Origin of the sequence: Stenotrophomonas thermophila (genome assembly GCF_001499715.1) — a bacterium.
In the GTDB taxonomy this organism is placed as follows: domain Bacteria; phylum Pseudomonadota; class Gammaproteobacteria; order Xanthomonadales; family Xanthomonadaceae; genus Stenotrophomonas; species Stenotrophomonas hibiscicola.
Window position 1 is genome coordinate 60,443 of the sequence record NZ_CVIW01000004.1, and the last position, 25,992, is coordinate 86,434.

Here is a 25,992-nt window from a genome sequence, read left to right on the forward strand (position 1 = left end):
CCCCCTGCGCGGCTCACCAGCCCATGTGGTGGCCGCCGTTGATGTCCAGGTTGCTGCCGGTGATCCACGACGCTTCCTCGGCCACCAGGAAGGACACGCCATAGGCGATTTCTTCCGGCTTGCCGAGGCGCCCGGTGGGAATGTCGGCGATGATCTTGGCGCGCACGTCCTCCGGAACCGCCATCACCATGTCGGTGGCGACGTAGCCGGGCGAAATGGTGTTGACCGTGATGCCGAAGCCGGCGTTCTCACGGGCCAGCGAGATGGTGAAGCCGTGCATGCCGGCCTTGGCCGCAGCATAGTTGGCCTGGCCGTACTGGCCCTTCAGGCCGTTGATCGAGCTGATCTGGATGACCCGGCCCCAGCCGCGGCGGCGCATGCCTTCGATGACCGGCCGGGTGACGTTGAACACCGAGTTGAGATTGGTGTTGATCACATCGTGCCACTGGTCCGCGCGCATGCGGTGGAAGGTGGTGTCACGGGTGATGCCGGCGTTGTTGACCAGGATCTCGACCGGGCCCAGCTCGGCCTCGACGGCGCGCACCAGCGCCTCGGCGCTGCCTGGATCGGAGACATCGCCCGGGAAGATCGACACGTTGTAGCCGCGCTCGGTCATCGCCTGCTGCCAGGCGCGGGCCTTGGCCTCGTCGCGGTAGTTGGTGGCGACCCGGTGGCCCTGGTCGGCCAGGCGTTGGCAGATGGCGGTACCGATGCCGCCGGTTCCGCCGGTGACCAGTGCGACGCGAGATGTCATGGAATGCTGTCCGGAATCAGGTGGGGAAGGGGGATTCTGCAACATCGGCGCGGAAAGTGCGCCGGCCGGCAACAGGATGTCGCCACGTGGCAGCCGTGCCGGGTCGAAGGCCTGCCGGGCGGCCGCCAGCAGCGTATCCAGATCGCAGGCAGGTTCCAGCGCTTGAGGTGATTGGCCAAGCAACTCCCAGAGCCGGCGCAGCACTGGCAGCGGGCGCGAACTGTCCACCGGCAGCGCCGCCAGCGACTTGGACAGCTTGTGGCCTGGGGCATCGAGCAGCAGCGGCAGGTGCCAGTACCGCGGCACCGCCAGCCCCAACGCCTGCTGCAGCAGGATCTGCCGCGCGGTGGAGTCGAGCAGGTCGGCGCCGCGCACCACTTCGGTCACGCCCTGCTCGGCGTCATCGACCACCACGGCCAACTGGTAGGCCCAGCAGCCGTCGGCACGGCGCAGCACGAAGTCGCCGACTTCGGCATGCACGTCCTGCTGCTGCGGGCCGCGCAGGCCATCGTCGAAGTGCACGATGCTGCCCGGCGGCACGCGGAAGCGGACGGCAGGGTCCGGTCGCGGTTGCCGCGCAACGCAGCGGTGATGGATGCCGCCGTTGGCGGCCAACTCGCTGCGGCTGCAGTGGCAGATGAAGGCCAGATCGCTGGCCAGCAGCACGTCCAGTGCGGCCTGGTAGGCCTCGCCGCGGGTGCTCTGCCAGAGGATCGGGCCGTCGTGGGCGAGGCCGAACGAGGCCAGCGCCTGCAGCTGTGATGTGGCGGCACCGGGCACGGTGCGCGGCGGGTCGACGTCTTCGATGCGCAGCCGCCACAGGCCGCCATGGTGGCGGGCCAGCAGCCAACTGCCGAAGGCGGCGAGCAGGGATCCGGGGTGGAGCAGGCCGGTCGGCGAGGGCGCGAAACGGCCGCAGGGAATGGGGGAGGTCATGCTGGCTGAATCGTCGGTCAGGTTGGCGCTTGAATTCAAGCTGAGCGCACCGCAAATTGACCGGTATCGACCCCTTCCGAGCCGGATTTTCCCATGTTTACCCGCATTGCCCTGTTCCTGGCGACTAACTTCGCGGTCCTGATCCTCGCCAGCATCGTGATGTCGCTGGCGGGAACCGACCCGAGCAAGATGAGCGGTCTGCTGATCATGGCCGGCATCTTCGGTTTCGGTGGCTCCTTCATCTCGCTGCTGCTGTCAAAGTGGATGGCCAAGCGCTCCACCGGTGCGGTGGTGATCACCGAGCCGCGCAACCAGACCGAGCGCTGGCTGCTGGCCACCGTCGAGCGGCAGGCCAAGGCGGCCGGCATCGGCATGCCCGAGGTGGCGGTCTATGACGGCCCGGAGATCAATGCCTTCGCCACCGGTGCCAACCGCAACAACGCGCTGGTGGCGGTGTCCACCGGCCTGCTGCACAACATGAGTGAAGACGAGGCCGAAGCGGTGCTGGGCCACGAGATCGCCCACGTCGCCAACGGTGACATGATCACCATGGCACTGCTGCAGGGCGTGTTGAACACCTTCGTGATCGTGCTGGCCCGCGTGGTCGGCGGCATCATCGACAGCACGCTGTCGGGCAACCGCGAAGGCGGCGGCCGCGGCTTCGCCTACTACATCATCGTGTTCGTGCTGGAGATGGTGTTCGGCCTGTTCGCGACGATGATCGCCATGTGGTTCTCGCGCCACCGCGAGTTCCGCGCCGATGCCGGCGGTGCCTCGCTGGCCGGTCGCCAGAAGATGATCGCCGCGCTGGAGCGCCTGCAGCTCAACCATGGCCAGAGCACGCTGCCGACCCAGATTGCCGCCTTCGGCATTTCCGGTTCGACGGCCAAGAAGCTGTTCATGAGCCACCCGCCGCTGGAAGAGCGCATCGCCGCGCTGCGGGCTTCGACGGTGGCGTAAGCCTCCGTGCTTCCACGGTAGTGCAGGAACGCCTGGCCTCGCGCCGGGCGTTTTTGTTTTGCGCGCGCACGCAGTGGTGGCGCCAGGCGATGCCTAGGATCATTTCCGCGACCGCGGAGGGGTGTCACTTTCTTTGCTCGTGCAAAGAAAGTAACCAAAGAAACACGCCGCCGGGGCGCGAGCCGACGTGCTGCGCACGCCGGTACCCTGCGCTCCTCGGCCCGTCGAGGGACGGTGCGGGAACTCGCTGCGCTCAGACACCCGCACCTCTTCGCCCTCGCCGGACCTGCGGTGCTCGGCTCGCTCAAGGCGGACCCAACGTCAAATGCCACAGCTGCACCCAGTAGATCCGCGCCACGTGTGGATGCTGTCGATCTTGATCTTGATCTTCCAGTCCGCCTTGAGCGAGCCGAGCATCGCAGGGGAATCAGGGGCGAAGAGGCGCCGGTGTCTGAGCGCAGCGAGTTCGGCGCCGTCCCCTGATTCTCCGAGAAGCGCAGGGAACCGTCGCGTAGCGACGGCTCGCGGCTGGCGGAGCGCTTCTTTGGTTACTTTCTTTGCGCGCAAAGAAAGCGACACCCCTCCGCGGTCGCGGAAACGACTCTCCGTGCGCACAAACGAAAACGGCACCTTCGCAGGTGCCGTCTCCATGAACCGCTTTACACGGAACCTCAGAACTTCGCGTCGAACTCGGCGGCGTAGCCGGTGTTCACCAGCACCTTCTGCAGCGACTCGGCCACCTTCAGGTTGCCGGCTACGATCTGGTGGGTCTCCGGGCCACGGTTGTCCATGCGGCCCAGGGTCGCGCCCTTGAAGTCACAGACCTTGCCGCCCGCCTCGCGGACCAGCAGCAGGCCGGCGGCGATGTCCCACGCCTTCACACCGGCTTCGAAGTAGGCGTCGGCGCGGCCGCAGGCCACGTAGGCCAGGTCCAATGCGGCCGAACCGGTGCGGCGGATGTCCTCACCGTGCACCAGCAGGGCGTCGACCGCCTTCAGCTGGGCGCTGGCGCGGCTGCGCTCGCGCGGGGCGAAACCGGTGTGGATCATCGTGCCTTCCAGATCCTTGCGGTCGGCCACGCGGATGCGGCGGTCGTTCAGCACGGCGCCGGCACCACGGCTGGCGGTGAACAGTTCATTGCGCAGCGGGTCGAAGATGACCGCGTCGGTCGGCTCGCCGTTCTCGACCAGCGCGATCGACACGCAGTAGTGCGGCACGCCACGCAGGTAGTTGCTGGTGCCGTCCAGCGGGTCGATGACCCACATCTGGCGGCGCTCGCCCTGCACGCCACCTTCTTCACCGAAGATGCCGTAGTCCGGATAAGCGCGCTTGAGTTCCTTGACGATGACCTTTTCCGCGTCCGCATCCACTTCGCTGGCGTAGTCCATCCGGCCCTTCTGCACCACGTTCAGTGCCTCGAGCTTGTTGATGTTGCGCAACAGGACGTTGCCGGCGAGGCGGGCGGCCTTGACCATGACGGTGACGGCGGGTTTCTGCATGGCGTTGGCTCCCGGAAAGGCAGAAGAGATGGACTGGCGGGGGAAAAGAGCGGGTCCGGCGCAGTGGCCGGCCGCACAGTTTACCATTGGTCATCGTCCAGCTCGACCTTTTCCCTGTTCATGTCCCAGTTTCCCGCCGCCACCCGCCTCCGATTCGTCCTGGTCGGTACCCAGCACCCCGGCAACATGGGGGCCGCCGCCCGTGCCCTGAAGACCATGGGCCTGGCCCGCCTGGTGCTGGTCGCTCCCGAAAAGTCTCTGGACGAGGAGGCCTTCCGCCGCTCGGCCGGGGCCGAAGATGTGCTGGGGGACGCCCCGGTGGTCGCCACCCTGGCCGAGGCCGTGGCCGATTGCCGCCTGGTGCTGGGCTGCACCGCGCGTGCCCGCCGCGTGCAGCTGGAGGAGTACCTGCCGGCCGATGCCGCCGCCCGCGCGGTGGCCAAGGCGGGCGAGGGCGCCGAGGTGGCGCTGGTGTTTGGTCGTGAGCGCACCGGCCTGACCAACGAGGAACTGCAGCTCTGCCATGCGGCGGTGCACATCCCGTCCGATCCTGAGTTCAGCTCGCTCAACCTGGCGGCCGCCGTACAGGTGCTGGCCTATGAAATGCGCATGCAGCTGCTGGGCGCGCAGCCGGCCCCCAATCCCCAGCCCGGCTTCCGCGAACAGGCCGCCAGCCATGAGCAGATGGAGAGCTTCTTCGCCCAGCTCGGCGACACGCTGGACGAGATCGATTTCCACAAGGGCCGCGCGCCGGAATCGGCGATGCGCAAGCTGCGCCGCCTGTTCCTGCGCAGCGAGCCCAGCGAGCAGGAAGTGCGCCTGCTGCGCGGCATCCTCGCCGACACCCAGCGCATGGCGCGACTGGCACAAGCAGGCAACAAGGACAGCTGACGACGTTCTCATTTTTTCGGGTAGTCTGTCTGGATACCCAGGGGGGGATGAAGCCTGTGTCGGGTCTGCGAAAGGCAATGCAGGGGGGACTGCTGAGCCTGGCCATGGTCCTGCTGGCCGGGACGGTGCGTGCAGCACCGGACCACGTGCTGGTGCTGGGCCGGATCAGCGATGATCCCAAGGCCCACTACGAGCAGCTTCAGCCCTTGCTGGATTACGTGGTGGCGCGCATGCACGACGTTGGCATCAAGGAGGGGAGGATCCTGATGGCACGCGATCCACAGCAGATGGCCAGCTATCTGCGGCGCGGTCGTGTCGACTGGGTCACGGAAACCTCGGGTACGGCGGTGGCGCTGGGCCAGCGCAGTGGCGCCCGTCCGCTGCTGCTGACCGAGCGCAACGGTGTGCGGGAGTACCAGACGGTTTTCTTCGTGCGCCGCGACAGCCCGATCCAGCGCATGCAGGATCTGCGGGGCCATCGCCTGGCCCTGCAGAACACGGCGTCCACCAGTGCCTACCTGGTGCCGGTGATGACGTTGCTGCAGGAAGGCCTGTCGCCGCAGATCCTGGCCGGTGCATGGGACATGCCGGGCCCAGATAGCGTGGGCTACGTATTTGCACGCAGCGAGCTGAACATCGCGACGTTCGTGCACAAGGGGGTGGTTGACGTGGGAGCGGTGAGCAGCGTGGACTGGAATGACGAACGGCGGATGCCAGCAGCGTTCCGGCGCGACTTCCGCGAGCTGCTGCGCACCGAACCCTACCCGCGTGCGGTGGAGATGGTCCGCGCCGACCTTGATCCACGCGTGCGCGATCGCCTGCAGGAAGTGCTGCTGCAGGCGGCCGGCGACCCGCGGGCACGGGGAGCGCTGCATCGGTTTTTTGGCACTTCCGGGTTCCACCGCGTCGATGCGCATGCGCAGCAGCGGCTGGATGAATTGAAACAAGGATTGACGCGCGTGCGGATGGAAGTGGAATGAAGTGGCTTGGCTCGGGGATGCAGGCCCGGTTCCTGCTCGCGATGGGCGGGGCAATGGTCGTGGTGATCGCGATCCTGGCAGTGTTGTTGGGGCGGCAGGCGGCGATGCAGGGCGAGGTGCGCAACCTCAGCGGTGGCGTCATCCATGAATTGTTCGACCGCAGCGTGCGCAGCCGCGGCGAGGCGATGGCGCGCGAGTTGTCCGATGCGCTGGCCAACCCGTTGTACTACCGTGATCTGGACCAGGTTGGCGTACTGGTGCGCAGTACTGCGCGCCAGCCCGTGGTGCGCTACGTGCTGGTGTTCGACGAACGCGGCCGGCTGGTTCACGACGGCTCGGTCGAAGTATCCGGTTTCGGCCAGCCGATGGCTGATCCTCTTGCACCCAGGGCCGCGGCTGCGCAGGCGCTGGTCGTGCAGGAGTCGCCGAAGGTGCTCGACAACACCATGCCGATCATGGTCGGCAACCAGCGCATTGGCGGCGTCCGCGTCGGCATGGCGCTGGATGAGGTGCAGCAGCGCGAGCAGGCAGCCAACGCCACCTTGGGCGAACGCCTGCAGCAGGTCGGTAGCCGTCACCTGGGCTGGCTGCTGTTGATGCTGGGCCTACTGGTGGTGATCGGCGTGGTCGTGATCCTGTACGTGCAGCGTACTCTGGTTGCGCCGATCCGTGATCTTGCCGTCGCTGCCCGTCGCATCGAGGCGGGCGACTACCAGACGCCGCTGGCCGAGAACACCCGCGACGACGAGGTGGGTGAACTGGTGCGCGGTTTTGCCCGCATGCGTGATGCGATCGCCCGCCATGACCGCGAAGTGCGGCGCATGGCCTATACCGACGCGTTGACCGGGCTGACCAACCGGCTGGCATTCCGCGAGGCGCTTGATCATCGGTTGATGGCTGCCCGTGCCGCCAATCACCGGTTGGGCCTGTTGTTCGCCGATATCGACGACTTCAAGCGAGTCAATGACACCCTTGGCCACGAAGCTGGCGATGAAGCACTGCTGCAGTTTGCACAGCGTATCGATCGCGCGGTCACCGAAGCCGGGGGCGATGAAGCCCTGTTGGCGCGCTTCGGCGGAGATGAGTTCGTGATCCTGGTGGGCGATGGTGATGTGGCCGCAAATGCGCGGCTGCTGGCTGAAGTGCTGGTGCGGGAGCTGGGCAAGCCGCTGGTGGTGCAGGGCCGGGAACTGTTCCTGGGTACCTCGATCGGCGTGACCCTGTTCCCTGACGATGCGGCCGATGCCACCACCCTGCTGAAGAACGGCGACATTGCCATGTACCAGGCAAAGATGGCGGGCAAGAACTGCTATCGCTATTACAGCCGGGCGATGGACCATGCAGTCGAGCGTCGCGTGCATATGGAACAGGAGCTGCGCGGCGCCTGGGAGCGCGGCGAACTGCGCCTGGCCTACCAGCCGATCTTCCGCATGCGCGACCGCCGCATGGTCGGCGTTGAAGTGCTGCTGCGCTGGCAGCACCCGACCCTGGGCACGATCCCGCCTTCGGTGTTCATCGAGGTGGCCGAGCAGAGTGGCCTTATCGAAGTCATCGGCCCGAAGGTGCTGCGTGCGGCCTGCATGGAGGCCGCGCAATGGCCGCGCGGGACGGCCGGGGACGACCTGTTCGTGTCGGTCAACGTGTCGCCACGGCAGTTGCGCGGCGGCGAACTGCCGGCACTGGTGGCGCAGTGCCTGCATGAGTCCGGGCTACCGGCCTCGCGCCTGCATCTGGAGCTGACCGAAACCGCCGTGATCGGCGACGAGATGGTGGCCGCACAGCTGCTGGACAAGCTGCACCGCACCGGCGTGAAGGTCTGGCTGGACGATTTCGGCACCGGCTTCTCCGGTCTCAGCCATCTTCGCCAGGTACCGGTGGACGGGGTGAAGATCGACAAGAGCTTCGTGGCCGACATGCAGCGCGATCCCGACGATCTGGCGCTGACCACGGCGATCATCGCCATGGCCCACGCACTGGGCATCACCGTGGTGGCCGAGGGCATCGAGCAGCAGGCGCAGTTCGACCTGCTGGTGCAGCGCGGCTGCGATCTTGGCCAGGGCTACTGGCTGAGTCATCCGGTGACCGCCACCGAAGTGGTGCGGATGATCGAATCGGGCCTCTGACCGACACAAAAAAAGGGACGGAGGGGATTAAGTCGCTTATGCATTTGCGACTTAATCCCCTCCGTCCCCTTTTTTGGGGCTACAGCGGACGCTTGCTCGGGTCGCCGGGCAGTTCGCGCACCAGTTTCGGGATCAGATAACCGGACAGGCGCGCGGTCAGGCCGGCAATCAGCGCCTTGGCCTGGGCGTCATCCACTTCGAAGTGGGCCACGCCCTCGACCCGGTCCAACTGGTGCAGGTAGTAGGGAAGCACGCCGGCGTCGAAGCTGCGCTCGCTCAGGTCCTGCAGGGCCTGCACGCTGTCATTGACCCCGCGCAGCAACACCGCCTGGTTCAGCAGTTGGGCGCCGGTAGCGCGCAGGCGGGCCATCGCCGCGTCCACGCTGGCGTCGAATTCATTGGCATGGTTGGCGTGGACCACGATCGCCAGCGGCCAGGGCAGGCTGCCCAGCCAGGAGACCAGTTCATCGTCCACGCGCTCGGGCAGCACGATCGGCAGCCGGGTATGGATGCGCAGGCGGCGGATATGCGGGATCGCGCGCAGGGCGTCGGTCAGCTCGACCAGCTTGTGCGTGGCCAGCGACAGCGGGTCACCGCCGGACAGGATCACCTCGTCGATGTCCGGGTCGGCGGCGATGGCGGCTACGGCCTCCTGCCAGCCGCCCTTGGCGGCGTTCTCCGCGCCATAGTCGAAGTGGCGGCGGAAGCAGTAGCGGCAGTTGATCGCACAGCTGCCCGTCGCCACCAGCAGGGCGCGGCCACGGTACTTCTGGATGACGCCGGTGGCCTTCTTGGCCGCACCATCACCCACCGCATCGAAGCTGAACCCGGGCGCCGGGCGCATTTCCTCGTCGATCGGCAGCACCTGCCGCAGCAGCGGATCGGCCGGATCGCCCTTGCGCATGCGGGCCACGAAGCCCTCCGGCACGCGCAGCGCGAACTGGGCCATGGCCACTTCGGAGACGCCCAGTGCCGTCGGGTCCAGCTGCAGCCGGGCCAGCAGGGCCTGCGGGTCGCGCAGTGCCTGGCGCCAGAGCTGCTGCCAGCGCGCGGGCGCACCGGGCGACTGGGGCCGGGGGAAGGCGGAAAGCTGCATGGAGAGGGGGCCTGCGGTTATCATGGGGGCAGAAAAACAGTCGCCCACCGGCACCCGGTGGGCTTTCCATTCTAACGGCTCCCCCCCCCCGCGGCGTTTTTTGCCACTCAGGAGTTTACGCATGGCCAGCTACGGCATGAACGACGTCAAGAACGGGATGAAGATCCTGGTCAACAACCAACCGGCCGTCATCATCGACACCGAATACGTCAAGCCGGGCAAGGGCCAGGCCTTCACCCGCGTGAAGTACCGCCTGATCAAGGACGGCCGTACCCAAGAAGTCACCATGAAGTCGACTGACTCGCTGGATGCAGCCGACGTCGTCGATACCGACATGAACTTCATGTACAGCGACGGTGAGTACTGGCACTTCATGGACCCGGAATCCTTCGAGCAGGTCCAGGCCACCAAGGCAGGCATGGGCGGCGCCGAGAAGTGGCTGAAGGGCGAGGAGTCCTGCGTGGTCACCCTGTGGAACGGTGAGCCGATCTTCGTGCAGCCGCCGAACTTCGTCGAGCTGAAGATCACCGAAACCGATCCGGGCGTCCGTGGCGACACCTCGGGCGGCGGCGGCAAGCCGGCCACCCTGGAAACCGGCGCCGTGGTCCGCGTGCCGCTGTTCGTCAACCAGGACGAAGTGATCCGCGTCGACACCCGTTCGGGCGAATATTCCGCACGCGTCAAATAAGGTTCCGGCGGTTGGCCGACCTCACTGTAGAGCCGAGCCCGCGCTCGGCTTTCCGGGCGCCGCCCGGACCCGTTGCTGGCGCCCATGGCGCCGCAGCGGACAGCCGCCGGGCATGGCCCGGCGCTACCGCCTCCCGCCAGGCCCTTCTCCAATAGCCAGTGAGCCCGCATGAGCGATAGCCCGCACCTCCCCGAAGCCTGCGACCTGCTCATCGAAGCCGGTTACGTCGTTCCGATCGAGCCGCATGCGGTGGTGCTGGAAGACCATGCCGTCGCCGTGCGTGGCAGCGAGATCGTGGCCATCCTGCCGCGTGCCGAGGCGCGCGCGCACTTCCGTGCCGCCCAGGTGGTCAGTCGCCCCGAGGCCGCGCTGATGCCGGGCCTGGTCAACGCCCACACGCACAACCCGATGACCCTGCTGCGCGGCGTCGCCGACGACCTGCCGCTGATGACCTGGCTGCAGCAGCACATCTGGCCGGTGGAAGCGGCGGTGATCGGCCCCGAATTCGTTGCCGACGGCACCACCCTGGCCATCGCCGAGATGCTGCGCGGCGGCACCACCTGCGCCAACGAGAACTACTTCTTCGGCGACGTGCAGGCCGCGGTCTACAAGAAACACGGTTTCCGCGCGCTGGTGGGCGCGGTCATCATCGATTTCCCCACCGCCTGGGCCAAGACCGACGACGAGTACTTCGCCAAGGCCGGTGAACTGCACGACCAGTGGCGCACCGATCCGCTGATCGCCACCGCGTTCGCGCCGCATGCGCCTTACACGGTCAACGATGCCAACTTCGAGCGGGTGCGGATGCTGTCCGACCAGCTCGACATGCAGGTGCACCTGCATACCCACGAGACCGCGCAGGAAATCACCGATTCGATCAGGCTGCACGGCCAGCGCCCGCTGGCGCGGCTGGATCGGCTCGGCCTGGTCAACGACCGCCTGATTGCGGTGCACATGACCCAGCTGACCGATGCGGAAATCCACCTGTGCGCCGAGCGCGGCGTGAGCGTGGTGCATTGCCCGGAATCCAACCTGAAGCTGGCCTCCGGTTTCTGCCCGGCCTGCGCCCTGCAGCGCGCAGGCGTGAACCTGGCGATCGGTACCGATGGCTGCGCCAGCAACAACGACCTGGACATGTTCAGCGAGAACCGCACCGCGGCGATCCTGGCCAAGGCCGTGGCCGACGACGCCACTGCACTGGATGCGGCAACCACGCTGCGCGCGTCCACGCTGGGTGGCGCACGCGCGCTGGGCTTCGGTGACCGCATCGGCTCGATCGAAGTCGGCAAGCAGGCCGACCTGGTCTGCGTCGACCTGTCTGCGCTGGAAACCCAGCCGCTGCACAACGTGCTGTCGCAACTGGTGTACGCCACCGGCCGCCAGCAGGTCAGCGACGTCTGGATCGCCGGCAAGCCGAAGCTGGTGCAGCGCGAGCTGGTCGGCATGGACCTGCCGGGCATCATCGCCAACGCGCGCCAGTGGCGCGAGCGCATCCGTCATATCCGCGCCTGAACCCGGCGCCGCAAGGACTCCCTCATGACTGCCCCCCACGCTTCCTCCAATTTCGATCAGGCCGAGCTGGACAAGTTCGCCGCGCTGGCCAACCGCTGGTGGGACGCTGACGGCCCGCAGAAGCCGCTGCATGCGCTGAACCCGGTGCGCCTGAAATACGTGGCCGACCGCGTGCCGCTGCGTGGCGCGCGTGTGCTCGACATCGGCTGCGGTGGCGGGCTGCTGAGCGAAGCGCTGGCCCAGGCCGGCGCCGACGTCATCGCCATCGACCTGGCCCCGGAGCTGGTCAAGGTCGCGCGCCTGCATGCGCTGGAAAGCGGCGCCAAGGTCGACTACCGCGTGCAGGCCGCCGAGGATCTGGCCGCCGAGCAGCCGGGCAGTTTCGATGTGGTCACCTGCATGGAAATGCTCGAGCACGTGCCAGACCCGGGTGCGATCATCGAGGCCTGCAAGCGCCTGCTGAAGCCGGGCGGCCACCTGTTCCTGTCGACCATCAACCGCACCGCGGCCGCCTTCGCGGTGGCGATTGTCGGCGCCGAGTACGTGGCGCGCCTGCTGCCCAAGGGCACGCACCACTACCAGGAATTCATCAAGCCGGCCGAGCTGGCGCGCTGGCTGCGCGAAACCGACCTGCAGCTGGTGGATGTCAGCGGCATGGCCTACGAGCCGTGGCGCAACCATGCCCGCCTGAGCAGCCGCACCGACATCAACTACCTGGCCTACGCGGTCAAGCCGGCATGACCGCCGCCCGCTTCCCGCGTGCGGTGCTGTTCGACCTGGACGGCACCCTGCTGGACAGCGCGCCGGACTTCGTCGCCACCTGCAACGCGATGCTGGCCGAACGTGGTCGTGCACCCATCGATCCGGCCGCACTGCGCCCGGTGGTGTCGAAGGGCTCGCGGGCGATGGTCTCGGCTGCCTTCCCGGAACTGGACGTCGCCGCACGTGACGCGCTGATCCCGGAATTCCTGCAGCGCTACGAAGCGTTGATCGGCCAGCACGCGGTGCTGTTCGATGGCGTGGCCGGCATGCTCGCCGCGCTGGATGAGGCCGGTACGGTGTGGGGCATCGTCACCAACAAGCCGGAGTACCTGGCGCGCCTGATCCTGCCGCAACATGGTTGGCAGCAGCGTTGCGCGGTGCTGGTCGGCGGTGACAGCTTGGCCGAGCGCAAACCTCACCCGCTGCCGCTGCTGCACGCTGCGCAGGCCATTGGCGTTGCTGCCGAAGACTGCGTGTACGTGGGTGACGACGAGCGCGACATCATCGCCGCGCGGGCCGCGGCCATGCCGTCGGTGGCAGCCCTGTGGGGCTACCGCCTGCACAGCGACGATCCGCTGGCCTGGCAGGCCGACGTGCTGGTCGAGAACGCTGAACTTCTGCAACTGGCCAGTCTCTGGCCGACCCGGCCGGCAGCCCCGGCCCAGCCGTAAGGAATGGTGTAGTGAGCAGTACCGCGCTGGACAGTTTCCTCGACAAGTGGCGCAGCCGTTGGCCGGAATGGTCGGTGGCCGCCCCGTTCGTGGCCGAATCACAACGCGAGCTGGCCGTGGCGTGGTTTGCGCTGCTGCAGGAGTTCGACGACATGCTCAACACAAGCGGCGACCCGTTGCCGGCCGACGCCAAGCTGGCGTGGTGGGGCGAGGAGCTGCGCAGTTGGGCCGGGCATCGTTCGCGCCATCCGCTGGGCCGGCTGCTGGAGCCGGTGCGTGCGCCGTGGGCGCAGTTGGCCGAAGCGCTGCCGGATCTGGTTGAAGCACGCACCGTCGCGCCCGATGCGGCCGACGCCGAGCGCGCGCTGGCCAACTACGCCGAGGCCGTAGCCGCAGTGGAGGCAACCTTGTTCGCGGACAAGCCGCGCAGCGGCGCCAGTCGTGCGGTGCAACTGCAGACGCTCGCCCAGCGCCTGCAGGATGCGGGCGTGGCCGGTGTGCCGCGCAGCCTGCTGGACGGTGATGCCAGCACGGCTGCGCAGCGCTGGGCGCAACACCTGTTGAAGGGGTGGGGCACCCGCGTGCCCGGCCCGCGCCCGCGCCGCGTGTGGTCCAGCCTGGCGCGTGCCCGTGTGGCCGCGCAGGCCGCAGGCAAGCCAATCGAAGCCACTCCGGTGCGCACGTTGCTGCGCGTGTGGTGGGCGGCGCGCGGCTGATCCCGCGCTCCGCCGGGCATGGCCCGGCGCTACCTCGCGCGGTTGATTGAATGCTGTCTGCAGAGCCGAGCCCATGCTCGGCTCATCTCTGCGCGACAGCAGCCGAGCGTGGGCTCGGCTCTACAACAGTGGCTCACCGCTGCACCGGGCGATGGGCGTTATTTGTGCTCCAGCACCAGCAGCGGGTCGATACGGGTCTCGAACCAGTTCATGCCCCAGTGCAGGTGCGGGCCGGTGGCACGGCCGGTGGCGCCGACGGCAGCGATCACCTGACCCTGCTCCACACGGTCGCCGACTTTTACGTCGATGCGCGACAGGTGCAGGAAGTTGGAGCTGACCCCGAAACCGTGGTCGAGCAGCAACGTGCCACCGGTCAGGTACAGGTCGGGGCCGGCGAAGGTGACGATGCCGGCGGCCGGTGCCTTTACCGGCGTGCCGGTCGGCACCGCGATGTCCATGCCGGAATGACCGGCACCGGGCTGGCCGTTGTACACCCTCGCATTGCCGAAGCGGCCGCTGATGCGGCCCTGGACCGGCCAGATGAAGGTCTGGGTGAAGTCGGTACGGTCGTCGTCGCGCGAACGTGCAGCGGTTACCTGCGCCTGTTCGCGCTTGATCCGCTCGGCGATCGCCGGCGGCGGATTGACCGTCTTCGGGGGTACGCCGTTGACCCGCTCGGTGGGCCAGTCGCGCGGCGTCACCGCGATGGTTGCGGTCTCGCTGCCACCATCGGGGCGTTGCACCTGCACGCGCAGCGGACCCTTCTCGTCGCGGCCGATGCCGAACACGACGCTGCCATAGCCGCTCACCCGCAGCTGGCGGCCGGCGTACTGCACGCGGCTGCCAGCGGGCACCTTGCCGATCACCAGTGCGCCCTGCGACGCGCTGGCCGGGAACACCACGCGGCTGTCGATCAGGCTGCCGATGCCGTCCTGTGCCTGCGCCGACGGTGCGGTGAACAGGGGCGCGGCCAGCAGCAGCGCTCCGAACAGAAGTGCCGAACGCATCAGCGGTCGTAGGTCATGCGCTGGCCGGCGGGTTCGCCGACCAGTTTGCTGCCGTCCCACACCAGCTGGCCGTTGACCCAGGTCGAAGCCACACGCGAACGGAAGGTGGTGCCTTCAAACGGCGACCAGCCGCACTTGGACAGCACGTCCTCGCGCTTGACCGTGAACGGCACGTCCTCCACCAGCACCAGGTCGGCAAAGTAGCCTTCGCGCAGGAAGCCGCGTTCTTCCACGTCGAACAGCTGCGCCGGCGCATGTGCGAATTTCTGCACCACCTGCTCGCGGGTCAGCTTGCCTTCGTGCACCCGCTCCAGCGCGGCCACCAGCGCGTACTGCACCAGCGGCAGGCCCGACGGCGCCTGCGCGTAGGGCTTCTGCTTCTCCTCCCAGGTGTGCGGCGCGTGGTCGGTGGCCAGCACGTCCAGCACGTCATCGGCCAGCGCAGCGGTGATTGCCTCGCGGTCGGACACTTCCTTGATCGCCGGGTTGCACTTGATCAGGTTGCCCTTGGTCGCGTAGTCCGGGCGCGCGAAGTGCAGGAAGTGCACGCAGGTTTCGGCGGTGATCTGCTTGCGGCTGCCATCGGCGCGGATCAGCGGGCCCTTCTCGAACAGCGCCAGCTCATCGGCGGTGGAGATGTGCAGTACGTGCAGGCGGGTGCCGTGCTTGCGCGCCAGCGACATCGCCAGGCGGGTCGACTTGATGCACGCTTCGCGCGAACGGATGTCCGGGTGCATGTCCGGGGTCAGCGCATCACCGTACTTTCCCTGGAAGGCCTTGAGGTTGGCATCGATCATCGGCGTATCTTCGCAGTGCGTGATGATCGGGGTCGGGCATTCGCGGAAGATCGCGTCCAGCGTTTCCGGGTTGTCGACCAGCATGTTGCCGGTCGAAGCACCCATGAACACCTTCACGCCCGGGGCTTTCTTCGGGTCCAGCGCACGGATCGCGTCCAGGTTGTCATTGCTGGCACCGTGGTAGAAGCCGTAGTTGGCCCAGGCGCGGCCGCGCGCGAGCTCGTACTTGGCTTCCAGGATGGTCGAATCCAGCGTCGGCGGGTTGGTGTTGGGCATGTCCATGAAGCTGGTCAGGCCACCGGCCACGGCGGCCGCCGATTCGCTGGCGATGTCGCCCTTGTGGGTCAAGCCCGGTTCGCGGAAGTGCACCTGGTCATCGATCATGCCGGGCAGCAGCCAGCGCCCGGCCGCGTCCACCACCTGCTCGCCGTTGCGCGGCGCGAGCCCGTTGCCGATCTGCGCGATGCGGCCGTTCTCGATGCGCAGGTCGCCGTCGAAGGTGCGGCCTTCGTTGACCATCCGGGCGTTGGTGATGAGGGTGGAGGACATGTCAGTGTTTTCCTGTGCAACGGCAAGAGGGGGCGTGGGTGGATTCGGGCACCGGATCGAAGCCGCCGGGGTGGAACGGATGGCAGCGGCCCAGCCTGCGCGCCGCCAGCCAGCTGCCGCGCAGCGGCCCGTGCCGGGAGATGGCATCCATCGCGTATTCAGAACAGCTCGGCACGAAACGGCAGCGCGGCCCCAGCAGGGGGCTGATGAAGCGCTTGTAGAAGCGCAGCAGGGCAATGAGCAGGCGCGAGATCACCCAGTCATCTTATGCCAGTTGGCATGAAGGCCGCATTTGTGCAGGATGGGCCGTTGGTCGCATGTCGCCGATGGCCTGCGACCGGTACCAGCACCGTCGGGTGCTGGCCAGGTTCCGTACCGCGCAAGGCGGTCCGTGTTCGTCGGACTGCCCATTGGGCGCCTTGGCTCCAGGACTGAATGGAGCAGGGTGCCGAGGTTGCTGCTGCGGGTCGGGTAGGCTATAAAGGCCCGCTTTCCCGGGCCCCGGGGAATCCAAGGAAGAGCGTTTCGTGGCTGCTAAAAAAACTGCAAAGAAGGCCGCAACGGCCGCCAAGAAAACCGCCAAGCCTGTTGTGAAGAAGTTGGCGGCAAAGCCCGTTGCCAAGAAGCCGGCCAGCAAGCCGGCGACCAAGGCAGCGTCCTCGCAACCGGCGGCCAGGAAGGCCACCGCAAAGAAAACGCCGGTCAAGGCAACCAAGCCGGTGGCGAAGAAAGCCGCTGCGCCCGCCAAGGCCAAGCCAGCCGCTGTCAGCAAGAAGGCGCCGGTGAAGAAGACCGTCAGCAAGGCTGCGCCGGTGAAGAAAGCTGCCGCCAAGCCGGTGGCCAAGAAGGCCGCCGCCAAGCCGGCGCCGAAGGCGGTGGTGAAGAAGGCTGCAGCCAAGCCGGTCGCCAAGCCCGTAGCAAAGAAGGTCGCTGCGGCCAAGCCGGTCGCCACGCCTGCCGCTGTAAAGAAGGGTGCCAAGAATGTTGCCGCACCGGCCGTAAAGCCGGCCCCGGCCCCAGTAGTGAAGTCCGCACCGAAGCCTGCTGCCAAGCCGGCTCCGGCCAAGCCTGTCCCGGCCAAGACCGTGGCAGTGGCAGCAGCCCAACCGGCCTCCAAGCCGGCCCCGGCCGCCGCTCCTGCCGCTTCGAAGGCCCCGCAATCCAAGAATCCCGTGCCCGTTTCGAAATCGCCTGCCAAAACCGCCGTGAAATCCGATTCCGCCCCGAAGACCGTGTCGCGCCCTGTCGGCAAGGTTGCCGTGGCCGTCGCCGCCCGCTCGGCAGCACCGGCCCCGCGCAGCAAGTACAAGGTGGTCGAATACAAGACCGACGAGGCCACCGGCCGCCCGATCCTGCCGGCTGGCTACAAGCCGTCCTCGGAAGAGGAATACATGAGCCCGCTGCAGCAGGAGTATTTCCGCCAGCGCCTGCAGAACTGGCGCGCGGACCTGGTCGAAGAGTCCAAGCAGACCATCGAGAACCTGCGCGAGGAAGTGCGTGACATCGGCGATGAAGCCGAGCGTGCGACCCGCGAGACCGAGAACTCGCTGGAACTGCGTACCCGCGACCGCTACCGCAAGCTGATCGGCAAGATCGACAGCACCCTGAAGCGCCTGGAAGCGGGCGACTACGGTTACTGCGTCGACACCGGTGAAGAAATCGGCCTGGAGCGCCTCGAAGCGCGCCTCACGGCTGAACGCACCATCGACGCCCAGGAGCGTTGGGAGCACCTGCAGAAGCAGCAGGGCGACTGATTCCTGCTCGTTGTGTGGTCATGCGAAAAACCCGGCCTCGGCCGGGTTTTTTGTTGGGGTGGTTGGCTGGGTAGAACGGCGCCTTCCGCGTATCAGAGGGAGCCCGCGGGTGGGTCCGGGCAGGACACGCTGCAAGTACATCCCTGTAAGCTCGGCCGCGGCATCCATGCCGCGGACGGTCCTGCCCGGACCCACCCGCAGGCTCTCGCCGGTTTCCTGCGTGCGCGGCCGATGTAGAGCCGAGCCCACGCTCGGCTCAGGCCGACAAGAGCGGTCATGCGTGCGCTCGCGGCTGTTGAGTCCGCCTTGTAGCGAGCCGAGCACCGCAGGGGAATCAGGGGCGAAGAGGCCGCTCTATCCTGTAGAGCCGACTGCTAGTCGGCTGGCTCTCCGCGCCGTCCCCTGATTCACCGAGGAGCACAGGGCACCGGCGCGCAGCGCCGGCTCGCGGATGGCGGCGCGTTTCTTTGGTTACTTTCTTTGCGCGCGCAAAGAAAGTGACAAACCCATTCATCGAGGGAAAGTGACGTGGCCAGTCAAACGCCCGGCGCCGCCGAACGCGCTCTCCGCAGGGTCACTGCAGATCACGCAGATTCAGTTTCCGCAGCGTCGGGTTCTTCCACGCGGTGATCCCGGCCACGCTCAGCACCGCGAACCCACCCAGCACCACGGCCGGCACCAGGCCGAGCAGCTTCGCCATCGTGCCTGCATAGAACGCGCCCAGCTCGTTGGACGAACTGATGAAGATGCCGTTGATCGACGACACACGTCCGCGCATTTCTTCCGGCGTGGCCAACTGCAGGATGGTCGAGCGGATCACCACCGAGACGCCATCGAAGGCACCATAGAACAGCAGGATCAGCGCCGACAGCCAGAAGTGCTGCGACAGCCCGAAGCCGATCACGCACAGGCCGAACCCGCCCACCGCGAACAGCAACACGCGGCCGGCATTGCGGTGCAGCGGGTGGCGGGCCAGCCACAGGCCCACGCACACCGAACCGAGCGCCGGCATCGCGCGCAGGATGCCCAGGCCTTCCGGACCGTGGTGCAGGATCTCGTGCAGGAAGGCCGGCAGCATCGCCACCACGCCGCCCAGCAGCACCGAGAACATGTCCAGCGCCATCGCCCCGACCATGATCCGGTTGCCGACCACGAAGCGCGCGCCTTCGGCAATGCTCTTGAAGATCGGCGCGGCGGGACCGGTGTGCACCGGTTCTTCCACCTTCAATGTAGCCAGGCAGGCCATCGCCACCAGCGCAAAGGCCGTAGCCACCGCGTAGGAGAGGCCCTTGCCGCCGAAGCCGACCAGCACGCCGCCCAGCGCCGGGCCGGCGACCATGCCGGCCTGGAACACCACCGCGCCGAGGCCTGCGCCGCGCGCGAACTGATCGCGGGCCAGCACGCGGGCGAACAGTGCGTTGTAGATAGGTGACAGGAAGGCGCGGACCATGCCGGTCAGGGCGATGGCTGCATAGATGGGCCACACGCCTTCAAACGGCAGCCAGCCCTTGGCCACGCTGGTCAGTACCAGCGCGGTGGCGATCAGCCCGGAACAGGCCGCCATGCCCAACCGACGCCGCGGCAGATGGTCGACCAGGTAGCCGGCGAATGGCGCCACGCAAAAGAACGGCAGCACCTCGGCCAGACCGATCAGGCCCAGCGAGAACGGATTGCGGGTGACTTCGTAGATGTGCCAGCCGACGGTGACTGCCACCACCTGGTAGGACAGCATCGCGAAGATGCGGTAGGCCAGCAGCTTGGCGAAGCCGGGCCGGGACAGCAGGCCCAGCGCGGTGTCCTCGGCTGTGGCAGGCTCGTTCACGACGGATCGCGCTGCAGCTGGGTCTGCGCGGTCTCGCGGATGAAGGCCAGCATCGCTGCCACACCATTGCTGCGGGTCGGAGACAGGTGGCGGGCCAGGCCGATGTCCTGGATATAGCTCGGTTCGGTGGCCAGGATCTCCCGCGCCGAGCGCCCGGAGTACACGCGCAGCGCCAGGAAGATCAGGCCGGAGACGATGGCCGAATCACTGATGGCATGGAAGCGCAGCGACTGCGCATTGCCTTCCGGCACGATCCAGACCATCGACTGGCAGCCGAGCAGGCGATGCTCTTCGGTCTTCCATTCTTCCGGGAAGGCCGGCAGCTTGCGGCCGAGGTCGATCAGGTACTGGTAGCGCTCGGACCAGTCGCCGAAGAAGCCGAATTCCTCGGCGATGGCGGTCTGGGCCTCGGCGGCGGTGGGTTCAAGCGGGAACGGGGAGTCGGTCACAACAGTCTCTACAGTGGGGGCGTGGCCGGCGGGCCGGCCACGGGGCAGGGCAGCAGGTCAGCCGCGCTTGCGCGACCAGCGCACGCCCTGCGGGGTGTCTTCCAGCACGATGCCTTCGGCGGCCAACTGGTCGCGGATGGCATCGGAACGGGCGAAGTCGCGCGCCTTCTTGGCCGCAGCGCGCTCGTCGATCAAGCCCTGGATACGGGCATCGTCGCCGTCAGCGCCCGCAGCGGTACCAAACCACTGCGCCGGATCGGCCTGCAGAAGGCCCAGCGCCAGGCCGGCACCGAGCAGCTCGGCCTTCAGGCGCGACTGTTCGGCCGGGTCCGTGGCACGACGCGCCTCGGCCGCGATGCGGGCCACTTCGGCCAGCGCCTGCGGAGTGTTGAGGTCGTCGTCGAGGGTCGCTTCGACCGTGGCCGGAATCACCGCGCTGGCCTCGACCGAGGCCAGTTCGCGCAGGGTGCCGTACAGGCGGTCCAGCGTACGCACCGACTGTTCGATCAGCGCATCGGACCAGTCCAGCGGTTGACGGTAGTGGGCCGACAGCAGGGCCAGGCGCAGTGCCTCCGGCGGATGCTGGCGAACCAGGTCATGCACGCGCTCGATGTTGCCCAGTGACTTGCTCATCTTGGCGCCGCCGAAGTTGAGCATGCCGTTGTGCAGCCAGTAGCGGGCGAAGATCCTGCCGCCATGCGCGCATTCGCTCTGCGCGATCTCGTTCTCATGGTGCGGGAACTGCAGGTCGACGCCGCCGGCATGGATGTCGATGGTCTCGCCCAGATGGGCGGCGGCCATCGCCGAGCATTCGATGTGCCAGCCCGGGCGGCCACGGCCCCAAGGCGATTCCCAGCCGGGCAGGTCGTCGCTGGATGGCTTCCACAGCACGAAATCGCCCGGATCACGCTTGTAGGGGGCGACATCGACGCGGGCGCCAGCCAGCATCTCTTCCGGATCACGGCGCGAGAGCTTGCCGTAGCCTTCAAAGCTGGCCACCGCAAACAGCACGTGGCCTTCGGCGGCATAGGCATGACCACTGGCGATCAACTGCTCGATCATGGTGATGATCTGCGGCATGTGCGCGGTCACTTCCGGTTCGATGTCAGGCGGCACCACGCCCAGCGCGGCCATGTCTTCACGGTAGGCGGCGGCGAACCTGTCGGTGATGGTGCTGATCGGCACCCCCTGCTCGCGCGCGGCGGTGTTGATCTTGTCGTCCACGTCGGTGATGTTGCGGGCGTAGCGCAGTGCGCCGAAACGCCGCCGCAGCAGGTCGGCCAGCACCCCGAACACCACCGGGCCACGGGCGTTGCCGATGTGCACGTAGTTGTAGACCGTGGGGCCGCACACATACAGGGTCGGACAGGCCGGGTCGAGCGGGGTGAACGGTTCGAGCTGGCGAGTCAGGTTGTTGTGCAGGCGCAGGGTCATGGGGCTGTGGCTGGGGGACAAGTCTGTGATTTTAGAACGTGTCGCTCCCTTTGGGGGCGCTGGTTGCCACCGGTGGACGCCGGAGGGACCCAGGGTGGGGTGGGCAGGAGCGGCGTGGACGGGTAATGTTCAGCCCCTTGCGCTCGCCACTGCCTACACTATCGCCGTGTCCTTGCTCCCGTCGCCACTGAAATCCACCGCATTGCTGACCCTGGCCTGCCTGTCGGCGCTGCCCGCCGTGGTGCTGGCGCAGGAGGCCGAGCCCCGCAACCGGGTGGTGATCGTGGAGAACGTGAAGTTCGACTACGCCCAGGTACTGAACGTCGAGCCGGTATTCCAGACCCTGCGCGCGACCCGTACCGAGGAGCATTGCGAGCCGGTGTCGACCCGCACCCTGGCCCCGGTCAACGTGACCGGCGAGGAGCCGGTCGAGGACAAGGGCCGGATCAGCCGTTTCTGGGACTCGGTGCGCTCGATATTCAAGCGCAGCGACGAGGAGCCCTCCGAAGAGGCCGGCCCCGAAACGCCGGCCCCGGCGCCTGCCAACAATGGCCCGATGCTGACCCGTGACTGCCGCATCGTGCCGGTGGGGCGTGAATTCCGCCGGCCCATCGCCTACGACGTGGACTACGTCTACAAGGGCACCAAGTATCGGTCGCGGCTGCCGGAAGACCCGGGCAACCGGCTCAAGATCCGGGTGTCGATCACCCCCTGGGTCGGTCCTGAGCAGGGCGCCGCCGGCAATCCCTGATTCTGCGACCCCGGCCCCTTGCGCCGGTCACGGCCGCATGCAAAGATATTCGGCCATGAAGCTCACCGACTTCCAGCACGACAGCAGCGCAGCCCGACAGGCGTCGGGCATGACCTCGCGTGCGCGTCGACCGGAACCCCACATTCTCGCTGGGTAACCGGAGCTTTTTGCTGTTCGTCCGAAAAAAAACCCAGCCCGCCGGCTGGGTTTTTTCGTTTCCGCGTTCTGAAAGCTGCAACTGCAACCTTTTCGTTTCACCTTTGCTTCCTGTTTTCCCTTCCACCGCGTCGAACTCGGCGCCGCCACGCAAGGAAAGAAGATGTCCCCCAAGCACTTCCTGAACACCCAGGACTGGAGCCGCAGCGATCTCGACGCATTGCTGACCCAGGCCGCGCTGTTCAAGCGCAACAAGCTCGGCGACCAGCTCAAGGGCAAGTCGATCGCGCTGGTGTTCTTCAACCCGTCCATGCGCACCCGTACCAGCTTCGAACTGGGCGCGTTCCAGCTCGGCGCCCATGCGGTGGTGCTGCAGCCGGGCAAGGATGCGTGGCCGATCGAGTTCAACCTCGGCACGGTGATGGACGGCGATACCGAGGAACACATCGCGGAAGTGGCCAAGGTGCTGGGCCGTTACTGCGACATCATCGCCGTGCGTGCGTTCCCGAAGTTCCAGGACTGGGCGTACGACCGCCAGGACATCGTCCTCAACAGCTTCGCCAGGTATTCGCCGGTGCCGGTCATCAACATGGAGACCATCACCCACCCGTGCCAGGAGCTGGCCCACATCATGGCGCTGCAGGAGCACTTCGGCACCCAGGACCTGCGTGGCAAGAAATACGTGCTGACCTGGACCTACCACCCCAAGCCGCTCAACACCGCCGTGGCCAACTCGGCGCTGACCATCGCCACCCGCATGGGCATGGACGTGACACTGCTTTGCCCGACCGCCGACTACATCCTCGACGAGCGCTACATGGGCTGGGCCGAGCAGAACGTGGCCGAGAGCGGTGGTTCGCTGAAGATCAGCCATGATGTCGACAGCGCCTACGCCGGCGCCGACGTGGTTTACGCCAAGAGCTGGGGAGCGCTGCCGTTCTTCGGCAACTGGGAACCGGAAAAGCCGATCCGCGACCAGTTCAAGCACTTCATCGTCGACGAACGCAAGATGGCGCTGACCAACAACGGTGTGTTCAGCCACTGCCTGCCGCTGCGTCGCAACGTGAAGGCCACCGATGCGGTGATGGATTCGCCGCAGTGCATCGCCATCAACGAAGCCGAGAACCGCCTGCACGTGCAGAAGGCGATCATGGCCGCGGTTGCCGGGCGCTGATTTTTTCCGATTCAATCATTTCCGCCGGGCACGGCCCGGCGCTACCAGGACATACCCTCCCCATGAGCAATAAAGACGTCGTTCTCGCCTTCTCCGGCGGCTTGGATACCAGCTTCTGCGTGCCCTACCTGCAGGAGCGTGGTTACAACGTGCACACCGTGTTCGCCGACACCGGCGGCGTGGATGATGAAGAGCGCGATTTCATCGAGAAGCGTGCCGCCGAGCTGGGCGTGACCAGCCATGTCACTGTGAACGGTGGCCCGGCGATCTGGGAAGGCTTCGTCAAGCCGTTCGTGTGGGCCGGCGAAGGCTACCAGGGCCAGTACCCGCTGCTGGTGTCGGACCGCTACCTGATCGTGGATGCCGCGCTGAAGCGTGCCGCCGAACTGGGCACCAACATCATCGCCCACGGCTGCACCGGCATGGGCAATGACCAGGTCCGCTTCGACCTGGCCGTGAAGGCGCTGGGTGACTACCAGATCATCGCGCCGATCCGCGAGATCCAGAAGGAACACACCCAGACCCGTGCCTACGAGCAGAAATACCTGGAAGAGCGCGGCTTCGGCGTGCGCGCCAAGCAGCAGGCCTACACCATCAACGAGAACCTGCTGGGCGTGACCATGTCCGGTGGCGAGATCGACCGTTGGGAAGCCCCGGGCGAAGGTGCGCGTGGCTGGTGCTCGCCGCGCAGCGAATGGCCGGAACAAGCGCTGACCGTCACCCTGAAGTTCATTGAAGGCGAAGCGGTTGAACTGAACGGCAAGGCGCTGCCGGGCGACCAGATCCTGGCCCAGCTCAACAAGCTGTTCGCCCCGTACGGCGTCGGTCGCGGCGTCTACACCGGCGACACCGTGATCGGCCTGAAGGGCCGCATCGTGTTCGAGGCCCCGGGCCTGGTTTCGCTGCTGGCCGCGCACCGCGCGCTGGAGGATGCCGTGCTGACCAAGCAGCAGAACCGCTTCAAGCCGGACGTGGCGCGCAAGTGGGTGGAGCTGGTGTACGAAGGCTTCTACCACGACCCGCTGAAGACCGACATCGAAGCCTTCCTGAAGTCCTCGCAGGCCAAGGTGAACGGTGAAGTGGTGCTGGAAACCCGCGGTGGCCGCGTCGATGCAGTGGCGGTGAAGTCGCCGCACCTGCTCAACACCAAGGGTGCCACCTACGCGCAGTCGGCCGACTGGGGCGTGGAGGAGGCCGAAGGCTTCATCAAGCTGTTCGGGATGAGCTCCACTGTCTATGCGCAGGTCAATCGTGGTTGACCTGTGACGGGGTGCCGGCCGCTGGCCGGCGCCTCGCAACGTCGATGGAGGGTAGTGCCGGCCGCTGGCCGGCTCGTGGCACGGCTGGATCATTGCGGAGCCGGCCAGCGGCCGGCACTACCGATTTGGAACCCTACGGATATTCAGACACATGCTTGAACAGACGCTCGATCACCTGCAGGCCCTGGTGTCTTTCGACACCCGCAACCCGCCGCGTGCGATCACCACCGGTGGCATCTTCGATTACCTGCGCGCGAACCTGCCCGGCTTCAACGTCGAGGTGATCGACCATGGCGCGGGCGCGGTCAGCCTGTACGCCGTGCGTGGTACGCCGAAGTACCTGTTCAACGTGCACCTGGATACGGTGCCGGACTCGCCGCACTGGAGTGCCGACCCGCATGTGATGCGGCGCCTGGACGACCGCGTGGTCGGCCTGGGCGTGTGTGATATCAAGGGCGCGGCCGCTGCACTGGTGGCTGCGGCCAATGCCAGCGATGGTGATGCCGCGTTCCTGTTCTCCAGCGATGAAGAAGCCAACGATCCGCGCTGCATCGCCGCGTTCCTGGCCCGCGGCATTCCGTACGAAGCGGTGCTGGTGGCCGAGCCGACCATGAGCGAAGCGGTGCTGGCGCATCGCGGCATCAGCTCGGTGCTGATGCAGTTCGCCGGTCGTGCAGGGCACGCCTCGGGCAAGCAGGATGCGGCTGCCAGCGCGCTGCACCAGGCGATGCGCTGGGGCAACCGCGCGCTGGACCATGTGGAATCGCTGGCTTCGGCGCGCTTCGGTGGGCTGACGGGCCTGCGCTTCAACATCGGCCGCGTCGAAGGCGGGATCAAGGCCAACATGATCGCACCCGCTGCCGAAGTGCGCTTCGGCTTCCGTCCGCTGCCGTCGATGAACATCGACGCGTTGCTGGCCACCTTCGCCGGTTTCGCCGAGCCGGAAGCGGCGGTATTCACCGAAACCTTCCGTGGCCCCAGCCTGCCGGCCGGCGACATCGCCGAAGCCGAGAACCGCCGCCTGCTGGCACGTGACGTGGCCGATGCGCTGGAACTGCCGATCGGCAACGCGGTGGACTTCTGGACCGAAGCCTCGCTGTTCTCGGCCGGTGGTTACACCACGCTGGTGTTCGGCCCGGGTGACATCGCCCAGGCCCACACCGCCGATGAGTTCGTGACGCTGGAGCAGTTGCAGGGCTACACCGACGCCGTGCACCGCATCATCGCCGCCGGCGCCTGATTCTTCCCTTTC

Annotated in this window: 23 protein-coding genes and 1 pseudogene; 14 read left to right on the top strand and 10 right to left on the bottom strand. The window is 67.0% G+C overall.

The genetic code is table 11. From position 1 onward, the window contains the following. Window positions 1–13 precede the first annotated feature (13 nt). On the bottom strand, window positions 14–754 hold the full coding sequence (gene phbB / locus BN1263_RS03800) for an acetoacetyl-CoA reductase (protein WP_058979713.1): 741 nt from the start codon (window positions 752–754) through the stop codon (window positions 14–16). 21 nt (window positions 755–775) lie between these two features. Next, window positions 776–1,690 (bottom strand): annotated as a pseudogene (gene gluQRS / locus BN1263_RS03805) (tRNA glutamyl-Q(34) synthetase GluQRS); the annotation flags it as partial. Between the two features lie 93 nt (window positions 1,691–1,783). On the opposite strand from gluQRS, the gene htpX reads away from it, so the two are divergent. Further along, a complete protein-coding gene (htpX, locus tag BN1263_RS03810) occupies window positions 1,784–2,650 on the top strand; it encodes a protease HtpX (protein ID WP_058979661.1) in 867 nt (288 codons plus the stop codon). A 671-nt stretch (window positions 2,651–3,321) separates the two neighbouring features. Here htpX and BN1263_RS03815 read toward each other — a convergent pair. Continuing rightward, window positions 3,322–4,149, bottom strand: coding sequence for an inositol monophosphatase family protein (locus BN1263_RS03815; RefSeq protein ID WP_005417749.1), 828 nt, complete (start codon window positions 4,147–4,149; stop codon window positions 3,322–3,324). Between the two features lie 120 nt (window positions 4,150–4,269). Here BN1263_RS03815 and BN1263_RS03820 point away from each other — a divergent pair, with 120 nt between their 5' ends. From BN1263_RS03820 to BN1263_RS03830, 3 genes are all read left to right on the top strand, one after another. Next, complete coding sequence (locus BN1263_RS03820) at window positions 4,270–5,040, top strand: RNA methyltransferase (protein WP_058979662.1); 771 nt, start codon at window positions 4,270–4,272, stop codon at window positions 5,038–5,040. A gap of 77 nt (window positions 5,041–5,117) precedes the next feature. Then, entirely contained in the window at window positions 5,118–6,020 is a 903-nt protein-coding gene (locus tag BN1263_RS03825) for a phosphate/phosphite/phosphonate ABC transporter substrate-binding protein (protein ID WP_032953776.1), read from the top strand. After that, the gene (locus BN1263_RS03830; RefSeq protein ID WP_021204177.1) at window positions 6,017–8,143 is read left to right on the top strand and encodes a putative bifunctional diguanylate cyclase/phosphodiesterase; all 2,127 of its coding nucleotides are present in this window, start codon (window positions 6,017–6,019) and stop codon (window positions 8,141–8,143) included. Before BN1263_RS03825 ends, BN1263_RS03830 begins: the two co-directional genes overlap by 4 nt. A gap of 79 nt (window positions 8,144–8,222) precedes the next feature. Here the strand turns inward: BN1263_RS03830 and epmB are convergent, their stop codons facing one another. Continuing rightward, a complete protein-coding gene (gene epmB / locus BN1263_RS03835; RefSeq protein WP_144435318.1) occupies window positions 8,223–9,263 on the bottom strand; it encodes an EF-P beta-lysylation protein EpmB in 1,041 nt (346 codons plus the stop codon). Between the two features lie 97 nt (window positions 9,264–9,360). Between epmB and efp the strand changes: the two genes are divergently transcribed. From efp to BN1263_RS03860, 5 genes are all read left to right on the top strand, one after another. After that, window positions 9,361–9,927: an elongation factor P gene (efp, locus tag BN1263_RS03840; RefSeq protein ID WP_005410381.1), complete on the top strand. Its 567-nt coding sequence runs from the start codon at window positions 9,361–9,363 to the stop codon at window positions 9,925–9,927. 168 nt (window positions 9,928–10,095) lie between these two features. After that, complete coding sequence (locus BN1263_RS03845) at window positions 10,096–11,439, top strand: TRZ/ATZ family hydrolase (protein ID WP_058979666.1); 1,344 nt, start codon at window positions 10,096–10,098, stop codon at window positions 11,437–11,439. Window positions 11,440–11,463: 24 nt separating this feature from the next. Continuing rightward, window positions 11,464–12,180, top strand: a complete 717-nt coding sequence (gene ubiG, locus BN1263_RS03850; protein ID WP_058979668.1) for a bifunctional 2-polyprenyl-6-hydroxyphenol methylase/3-demethylubiquinol 3-O-methyltransferase UbiG — start codon at window positions 11,464–11,466, stop codon at window positions 12,178–12,180. Continuing rightward, window positions 12,177–12,872: a phosphoglycolate phosphatase gene (locus BN1263_RS03855; protein WP_058979670.1), complete on the top strand. Its 696-nt coding sequence runs from the start codon at window positions 12,177–12,179 to the stop codon at window positions 12,870–12,872. The genes ubiG and BN1263_RS03855 overlap by 4 nt, the downstream gene beginning before the upstream one ends. An 11-nt stretch (window positions 12,873–12,883) precedes the next feature. Beyond that, on the top strand, window positions 12,884–13,588 hold the full coding sequence (locus BN1263_RS03860; protein WP_058979672.1) for a squalene/phytoene synthase family protein: 705 nt from the start codon (window positions 12,884–12,886) through the stop codon (window positions 13,586–13,588). 158 nt (window positions 13,589–13,746) lie between these two features. On the opposite strand, the gene BN1263_RS03865 is transcribed toward BN1263_RS03860, so the two are convergent. Genes BN1263_RS03865 through yidD form a run of 3 tightly spaced genes read right to left on the bottom strand, consistent with a single transcriptional unit; the run spans window position 13,747 to window position 16,197 of the window. Next, window positions 13,747–14,595, bottom strand: a complete 849-nt coding sequence (locus BN1263_RS03865) for a M23 family metallopeptidase (RefSeq protein WP_058979674.1) — start codon at window positions 14,593–14,595, stop codon at window positions 13,747–13,749. Further along, a complete protein-coding gene (locus BN1263_RS03870; protein ID WP_058979677.1) occupies window positions 14,595–15,941 on the bottom strand; it encodes a dihydroorotase in 1,347 nt (448 codons plus the stop codon). Before BN1263_RS03870 ends, BN1263_RS03865 begins: the two co-directional genes overlap by 1 nt. Window position 15,942: 1 nt before the next feature. After that, the gene (yidD, locus tag BN1263_RS03875) at window positions 15,943–16,197 is read right to left on the bottom strand and encodes a membrane protein insertion efficiency factor YidD (protein WP_005417723.1); all 255 of its coding nucleotides are present in this window, start codon (window positions 16,195–16,197) and stop codon (window positions 15,943–15,945) included. Window positions 16,198–16,468: 271 nt separating this feature from the next. On the opposite strand from yidD, the gene dksA reads away from it, so the two are divergent. Beyond that, window positions 16,469–17,695: an RNA polymerase-binding protein DksA gene (dksA, locus tag BN1263_RS03880; protein WP_058979679.1), complete on the top strand. Its 1,227-nt coding sequence runs from the start codon at window positions 16,469–16,471 to the stop codon at window positions 17,693–17,695. A gap of 574 nt (window positions 17,696–18,269) precedes the next feature. Here the strand turns inward: dksA and BN1263_RS03885 are convergent. The 3 genes from BN1263_RS03885 to cysS are packed head-to-tail and all read right to left on the bottom strand — an operon-like array spanning window position 18,270 to window position 21,400. After that, window positions 18,270–19,517, bottom strand: coding sequence for an MFS transporter (locus tag BN1263_RS03885; RefSeq protein WP_058979681.1), 1,248 nt, complete (start codon window positions 19,515–19,517; stop codon window positions 18,270–18,272). Beyond that, window positions 19,514–19,966 (bottom strand): SufE family protein, encoded by a 453-nt coding sequence (locus tag BN1263_RS03890; protein WP_019660505.1) that lies wholly within the window; start codon window positions 19,964–19,966, stop codon window positions 19,514–19,516. The genes BN1263_RS03885 and BN1263_RS03890 overlap by 4 nt, the downstream gene beginning before the upstream one ends. Before the next feature lie 57 nt (window positions 19,967–20,023). Next, window positions 20,024–21,400 (bottom strand): cysteine--tRNA ligase, encoded by a 1,377-nt coding sequence (gene cysS, locus BN1263_RS03895; RefSeq protein WP_058979683.1) that lies wholly within the window; start codon window positions 21,398–21,400, stop codon window positions 20,024–20,026. 187 nt (window positions 21,401–21,587) lie between these two features. Here cysS and BN1263_RS03900 point away from each other — a divergent pair, with 187 nt between their 5' ends. The 4 genes from BN1263_RS03900 (at window position 21,588) to BN1263_RS03915 (ending at window position 25,980) form a co-directional block, all read left to right on the top strand. Then, on the top strand, window positions 21,588–22,151 hold the full coding sequence (locus tag BN1263_RS03900; RefSeq protein ID WP_026347073.1) for a glycine zipper 2TM domain-containing protein: 564 nt from the start codon (window positions 21,588–21,590) through the stop codon (window positions 22,149–22,151). A gap of 319 nt (window positions 22,152–22,470) precedes the next feature. Then, entirely contained in the window at window positions 22,471–23,481 is a 1,011-nt protein-coding gene (locus BN1263_RS03905) for an N-acetylornithine carbamoyltransferase (protein ID WP_019660502.1), read from the top strand. A gap of 62 nt (window positions 23,482–23,543) precedes the next feature. Beyond that, the gene (locus BN1263_RS03910; RefSeq protein ID WP_058979685.1) at window positions 23,544–24,740 is read left to right on the top strand and encodes an argininosuccinate synthase; all 1,197 of its coding nucleotides are present in this window, start codon (window positions 23,544–23,546) and stop codon (window positions 24,738–24,740) included. 151 nt (window positions 24,741–24,891) lie between these two features. Continuing rightward, the gene (locus tag BN1263_RS03915) at window positions 24,892–25,980 is read left to right on the top strand and encodes an acetylornithine deacetylase (RefSeq protein WP_058979687.1); all 1,089 of its coding nucleotides are present in this window, start codon (window positions 24,892–24,894) and stop codon (window positions 25,978–25,980) included. Window positions 25,981–25,992: the final 12 nt, after the last annotated feature.